Origin of the sequence: Candidatus Magnetaquicoccus inordinatus, assembly GCF_004217665.1 — a bacterium.
In the GTDB taxonomy this organism is placed as follows: Bacteria; Pseudomonadota; Magnetococcia; order Magnetococcales; family Magnetaquicoccaceae; genus Magnetaquicoccus; species Magnetaquicoccus inordinatus.
This window is the reverse complement of sequence record NZ_RXIU01000002.1, coordinates 1-7,121: the sequence shown is the minus strand read 5'-3', so window position 1 is coordinate 7,121 and position 7,121 is coordinate 1. Positions and strand designations below refer to the sequence as shown.

General features: G+C 54.2%; 3 protein-coding genes. 2 read left to right on the top strand and 1 reads right to left on the bottom strand.

The window, feature by feature from the left end; translation table 11 throughout:
• On the bottom strand, positions 1-1,833 hold a 1,833-nt coding region (locus EJP87_RS00200; RefSeq protein WP_130469849.1), incomplete at its 3' end, for an ATP-dependent DNA helicase.
• A 170-nt stretch (positions 1,834-2,003) separates the two neighbouring features.
• Between EJP87_RS00200 and dnaE the strand changes: the two genes are divergently transcribed.
• Together dnaE and EJP87_RS00190 are read left to right on the top strand one after the other, a co-directional pair.
• A complete protein-coding gene (gene dnaE, locus EJP87_RS00195) occupies positions 2,004-5,606 on the top strand; it encodes a DNA polymerase III subunit alpha (protein WP_130469848.1) in 3,603 nt (1,200 codons plus the stop codon).
• A 50-nt stretch (positions 5,607-5,656) separates the two neighbouring features.
• Positions 5,657-6,634: an acetyl-CoA carboxylase carboxyltransferase subunit alpha gene (locus EJP87_RS00190; protein ID WP_130469889.1), complete on the top strand. Its 978-nt coding sequence runs from the start codon at positions 5,657-5,659 to the stop codon at positions 6,632-6,634.
• Positions 6,635-7,121: the final 487 nt, after the last annotated feature.

Genomic DNA, 7,121 nt, shown 5'->3' with positions numbered 1-7,121 from the left:
CAAAATGGCCATCCCACCACGATCACTGCTGCGACGCAGCAGGCGGCCTACTCCCTGTTTAAGCGATAAAATGGCTTTCGGAATAAACATCTCCTGAAAGGGATTGCGTCGGTTGATCTCCATCCAGCGGCTGCGTGCTGCAACCAGGGGATCGACCGGAGAGACAAAAGGCAGACGGTCGATAATGACCATCGACAACGACTCCCCCGGTACATCCACCCCTTCCCAAAAGCTGGAGAGTCCCAACAATACCGAAGAGGTCTCCTGACGAAAACGCTCCAGCAGAGCCCCTTTGGCCATCTCTCCCTGCACCAGCAAGGTAAAGGGCAGAGTACCCCGCAAACCGCTGCGTACCAGTTCAAGCATGCGCTGGCTGGTAAACAGGCAAAGAGTACGACCTCTGGCTGCCTGCAACAAGGCGTTCATTTCGGCAAGCAGAGCAGAAGGAAACTGGGGATCATCCGGTTCAGGCATTTGTGCGGGCAGATAGAGTATCGCCTGTTGCCGATAGTCGAAGACCAGAGGCAACTGTTCGCAAATCGCCTCGTGTGTTTCCAATCCTAATTGGTTGAGCAGATAAGCAAAACCATCCTTTTGACTGCCGGTGGTCAAGGTGGCTGAGGTAAAAATGGCACTTTTGACACGAGGATAAAGCAACTCACGCAGGGTGGGACCGGTTTCCAGAGGGGAGGCGCTGAGAAAGATGCCCCGTTCGCGGGTTTCATACCAATAGACACGGGCGGGATCGTCAACGCAACGAATGCGCCCGGCAGTATCCAATAGTTCGCTGCTGCGGCGGGCACAATTGGCCAGTCCGCTGCTGCGTTCCCGATGGGGTTCCAACATTTTAAGCAGATGGTGCAGGGCGCTTTCCACTTGCAGGAGCGCTTGCCCCGGTTGACTGTCACGCTGCATATCGGAGGGGGTGAGTCCATCACGCCTGTTTTCTTGGGGAAATGCCTCGCGCAACTGTTGTCCGCTTACCTCCAGATCGGGCAGGGCCAACAGCAAGGCGGGATCATCAGCACCCATTTCGGTGGCTTCGCGTTTACAATCACGTGCCAGTTCCTGCAGTTGATGATTGCTGAGACTCCAGCCAAAAAAATGGGTGACCACGTCAGGAATTTTATGGGCCTCATCGAAGACCACGACTCCATGATCGGGGAGCAGTTCGCCAAAGCCGCCGTCGCGCAGCGCCAAATCGGCAAAAAAAAGGTGATGGTTGACCACGACCATTTGTGCCTTGCGTGCCCGTTCCCGAACCAAGGTCAGAAAACAGAGCTCATACTGGGGGCAGCGGCGACCTGGGCAATGGTCGCCACCGGCGCTGATATCTGCCCAGAAGGAGAGATTATCGGGCAGATCAAGCAGCTCTTCACGGTCGCCGGTTTCGGTTTGATCGGCCCAGGCGATGACCTGTTGGCTCCAGCGCCGTTCGCGATGGCTGCTGACCCCTCCCAGGTGCAGAAAGCTGGTGAAGCGTTTGCGGCAGAGATAGTTGCCCCGACCTTTGAGCAGGGTTGCCGAAAATTGGCGTCCGGCTACCTGGCGCAACAGTGGAATATCTTTTTGAAAGATCTGCTCCTGGAGCGCTTTGGTGGCGGTGGAGACGATCACCGATTCGCCCATGGCCAACAAGGGCAGCAGATAGGCGAGGGTTTTACCGGTCCCGGTTGGGGCTTCAATAATCAGAGATTTTTCTGTCTGCACCGCTTCTACTACTTGTTGGGCCATGCGGCTTTGTACGGCACGGGGTTCATAAGCAGAAATATGGCGTGCCAGAGGGCTTTCTGCGCCGAACAGGGAGTGAATCCAGTCGCTGGAGTTGTGCATGGTGTGTGAATTGCCTTGACAATTTTAATTAAAATCAACATTATAAACGGAGTTTTATCCTTGCGTCAAGCGGCTTGCCCTCTTGCCACAAAGCCATTTTCCCCTTCCGACCACCCTTTTTCTCTTCTTGCCTGTGCGGCGGGGAGAGGGATTGCCAGGCTTGTGCATCCATGTCCTATGCTCCGTTTGTCCATTTGCATGTTCATTCTGGTTATTCCCTGCTGACCTCCAGTGCACGTGTGGAGGCGCTGATTCAACGGGCCAAGTCGCTGCGGATGCCGGCTTTGGCTTTGACCGATCATGGCAATCTGTTTGCGGCGATTCCCTTTTTTACCGGTTGTTTGAAGGCGGGTATCAAACCGATTTTGGGCGCGCAACTCTATCTGGTGCCCAACCGGCTCGATCGCAGCCAGCGCCCGGATCAAGAGATTCGCGATCAGTTGCTGCTGTTGTGTCGCAATAAAGAGGGGTGGCAAAATTTATTACGTTTGGTCTCGATAGGGCATCTTGAGGGGAGTCACGAAAAACCTCGGATTGATTGGGAGTTGTTGCAGCAGCACCATCGCGGTTTGTTGGCGCTCTCTGCTGGTTTGAAGGGGGAGGTTGGTCGTCTGCTGCATAGCGGACGCCGGGAGCAGGCGGAGCAGGTAGCACTGCATTTGCGTGATCTGTTTGCAGAAACCCTTCCCTCTGGCGAGAAGCAGCCGGGATTTTTTCTGGAGCTGCAGCGCCACGGTTTGCCTGGGGAGGAGGCGGTCAATCAGGAGATGGTCGCTTTGGCCCAGCAGTGGGAGATTCCTTTGCTGGCCAGCAATGATATTCATTTTATTCACCCGGAGGAGTATCGGGCGCAGGATGCTTTGTTGTGTATTGGCCTGGGCCATACTCTTTTTGCGGAAAATCGTCCGCGTTATACCGAGCAGCACGCCTTTCCGACCCCGGAGCAGATGGCGGAACGCTTTGCCGATTTGCCGGAGGCGTTGGCCAATACCTTGTATGTGGCCGAGCGCTGCAATCTGCAGTTGGAGTTGGGAAAAACGGTGCTGCCGGACTATCAACCTCCGGCTGGCGAGGATCTGGATAGCTGTTTGCGCCGCGAGGCGGAGGAGGGGTTGCAGCGTTGTTTGCGGGAAGTGGTGTTGTTGGATCGACCGCAGCAGGAGCATTCTGAGGTGGAGCGGCAGTATCAGGAGCGTTTGGCCTATGAGCTGGAAGTGATCCTGCAGATGGGGTTTTCGGGATATTTTTTGATTGTTTCAGATTTTATTCGTTGGGCAAAACGCAACAACATTCCGGTAGGACCGGGGCGGGGTTCGGGAGCAGGCTCGTTGGTGGCCTGGGCCTTGGAGATTACCGATTTGGATCCGATTCGCTATCAATTGCTTTTTGAGCGTTTTCTCAATCCCGAACGGGTTTCCATGCCAGATTTTGATGTGGACTTTTGCATGGACAATCGCGAACGGGTGATTCACTACGTGCGCGACAAATATGGTGCGGATCGGGTGGCACAGATCATCACCTTTGGGACGTTGCAGGCGCGTGCGGTGATTCGCGATGTGGGCAGGGTGTTGGAGTTTCCTTATGGGCGGGTGGATCGTATTGCCAAATTGATTCCTGCAACTCTGGGCATTACCCTGGCCGAGGCGATAGAACAGGAGCCGCAGTTGCGGCAGTTGATGGAGGATGAGGAGGAGGTCAAGGATTTATTGGAGTTGGCGATGGCCCTGGAGGGTTTGCCTCGTTCGGCAGGGACACATGCGGCAGGGGTGGTGATGGCCAATGGTCCGTTGACCGATATGGTGCCGCTGTATCGCGATCCCCGTTCGGAGATGCCGGTTACCCAGTTTAATATGGGGGATGTGGAGAAGGCAGGTCTGGTCAAATTTGACTTTCTGGGCTTGAAGACCCTGACGGTGATTGCCGATGTGTTGCGTCTGGTCAATCGACGGCGGGCAGAAATGGGGCAAGAGCCGCTGCATATCAATCGTATTGATCTGCAGGACAAGAAGACCTATCAGCTTCTCAAGGAGGGGCAGACGCGGGGTATTTTCCAGTTGGAATCTTCCGGGATGCGGGAGATTTTAAAAAAGCTGGCGCCCGACAGTTTTGAGGAGATTGTCGCTTTGGTGGCGCTCTATCGTCCTGGTCCCTTGGGATCGGGCATGGTGGATGATTTTATCAATCGCAAGCACCGGCGGGTGGAGGTCAGCTATCCGTTGCCGATGTTGGAGCCGATTCTGCAGGAGACCTTTGGGGTTATTCTCTATCAGGAACAGGTGATGAAGATAGCTCAGGTGATGGCAGGTTACACCCTGGGCGGGGCCGATCTGTTGCGGCGGGCGATGGGTAAGAAAAAGCTGCAGGAGATGTTGTCGCAGCGGGAGATCTTTGTGTCCGGGTCAACCGCCAATGGCATTTCCACAGAGCGTTCTGGATATGTATTTGATTTAATGGAAAAATTTGCCGGATATGGCTTTAACAAATCCCATTCGGCAGCCTATGCGTTGATCTCCTATCAGACCGCTTGGTTGAAGGCCCATTATGCAGTGGAGTTTATGGCAGCGACTTTGACCTGTGATATGCTCAACAGTGACAAGGTGGCCTTGTTTATTCATGAGTGTCGGGAGTTGCGCATTCCGGTATTGCCACCGGATATCAATGTGTCAGAGGCGGTATTTACTACGGAAAAGCGCAGTGATGGAAATGGGTTGGCAATTCGCTATGGTTTGGCGGCGATCAAGAATGTGGGTGAGGGAGCGGTCGCCTCCTTGCTCAAAGTGCGCCAGCAGAGCGGAGCCTTTCGTACTTTGTTTGAGTTGTGTCGTCGGGTGAGTGGCCTGAACCGGCGCATGATGGAGCAGTTGATCAAGGCGGGGGCCTGTGATGCTTTGGGGGTGAATCGGGCCACATTGTTGGATCATTTACCGATTGCCATGAGTCGGGGCAGTCGCAAGCAGGAGGCAGTCTCCTTTGGTTTTCGCGACCTGTTTGCCGGGCAGGAGGTGGATGAGGAGTTGCCGGCGCTGCCCGAATTTACTGATTCCATAAAGCTGTTATATGAGAAAGATGCTTTAGGTTTTTATGTGACCGGTCATCCCATGGATCAGTATCGGCGTGAGTTGCAGGAGTATGGATTGAAAACCATTGCCGAAGTGAAGATTTTCAGTGCATATAGCCAGGCGGATGAGGAGCCGACCACATATTTTAATGCCCACCGTGGGGGTGATGAGGGATATGTACGGGTTGTGGGGATGGTGAGCAACCGCAAGCTGCATCGCACGCGCAAGGGTGAGCGGATGGCCTTTTTGACCTTGGAGGATGCGGATGGGCAGTTGGAGATAACGGTATTTGCTGATTTGTATCAGAGTCGGCATACTCTGTTGGAAGAGCTGCCGATAGCGGGTGAGGGAGGGGGAGCTGGTGGCCGGGTTTTGATCTTTTCTGGCAAAATGGAACGGGGGGAGGATGAGGTCAAGATGTTGGCGGAGGAGATTCTTGACCTGGATGAGTGGCGGCAGCAGCATTGTCGTTTATTGCATGTGCGCACCCCATTGATGTTAGTGAACGACAAGTTATTGGAGCAGTTGCAGGGAATTTTGACGGCACATTCCGGTGGTCATTGTCGGGTGTTGTGGGAGTTGGAGAGTCAAGAGGCGGTGACGGGGTTGCAATTGGGGCAGGAGTATGCTGTGCTACCGAGTCAGGGATTATTGGAGGCGGTCAGGCAACTGTTTGGTCCTGATGGGGCGCATTTTCGGGGATTTTTGCTCTGAGTTATGGGCAGGAGTGGCTGCGGTGGATGGAATGAGAGATGAATAACAATATTTCGCGTACTTTTTTGGATTTTGAGCGACCGATTGGCGAATTGATGGCCAAGATTGACGAGTTGCGTCTGCTTTCCGATCGTTCGGACATCAATATTTCCAATGAGATAAATCGTCTGGAAGATGAAGCGCGCAACTTGACCACCCGAATTTTTGCCAAGCTGACTGCCTGGCAAAAGACCTTGTTGTCTCGGCATCCGGACCGGCCCTATTCGACTGATTATTTGCAGCGGGTGTTTACAGGATTTCGCGAGCTGCATGGTGACCGTCATTTTGGCGATGACAAGGCGATATTGGGTGGTTTGGCGGCCATTGATGGCATTGATGTGATGGTGATTTGCCAAGAGAAGGGGCGTGGGACCAAGGAGCGTGTGCTATATAATTTTGGCATGCCGCGACCAGAGGGGTATCGCAAGGCGTTACGTTTGATGAAGCTGGCGGAAAAGTTTCAGTTGCCGGTGGTGACCTTGATTGACACGCCGGGTGCCTATCCGGGCAAGGAGGCGGAGGAGCGGGGGCAATCGGAGGCGATTGCGCGCAATTTGAAGGAGATGGTTTCGTTGCGCACGCCGATTGTCAGTGTGGTGATTGGCGAGGGGGGCTCGGGAGGAGCATTGGCATTAGGGGTAGGCAATCGGGTATTGATGATGCAGTATGCCATTTATTCGGTGATTTCGCCGGAGGGGTGTGCCTCCATTTTGTGGAAGGATTCGGCCAAGGCGGAGTTGGCGGCAGAAGCGATGCGCATTACCGCGGAGGAGATCATGGAGTTGGGTTTGATCGATGGAATCATTCCGGAACCGATTGGTGGGGCCCATCGCAATGTGGAGCAGACTGCGGAAAATGTACGTACCCATATAGTCCGTCATTTGCGGGATTTAAGCAAAAAGACGCCTGCGCAATTGACTGAGGAGCGTTTCAAAAAATTTATGGCGATGGGGGTGGTTTTGGAGGGGGATACAAAACCAGGTTCGTGATTTGTTTGTGTTTACGTAACTATTCACCACCCAAAACAATTGCGGGTCCAGGGAGGGCACCTCCCTGGCCGGGTCCAGGGATGGAATCCCTGGGATTTTGCTTTTAATCCTTTAATCTTTTGCCTTTGGCGCGCTTTTCAAACTAAGCCGACGCGCTCTTTGCGTCGGCTTAAGCGCCTAATGGAAGCAAGCAGTGCGGATTGGCGCGCATTTTTGCGCCAATCCGCACTGCATCCCCATGGGGGTAGAGCTGGTGAGCCAGCTTAGATCTGGTGAGCCAGCACAAATTTGAATAGTTACGTGCAAATTTCCTCACTGTTGCCACCAGCAAAACGGTGCATGTCGGGCGTCCGCCCTCCCAGAGAGTGCCCCTGCGGGGCACAGATTGTCGCGGCGTGCGCGAATGCTGACGCATTCGCTTCTGCTGAAACGCCGCTGCATGCAGGACTCCGTCCTGCACCTGCCAGGAGGGGATAATCCCCTCCTG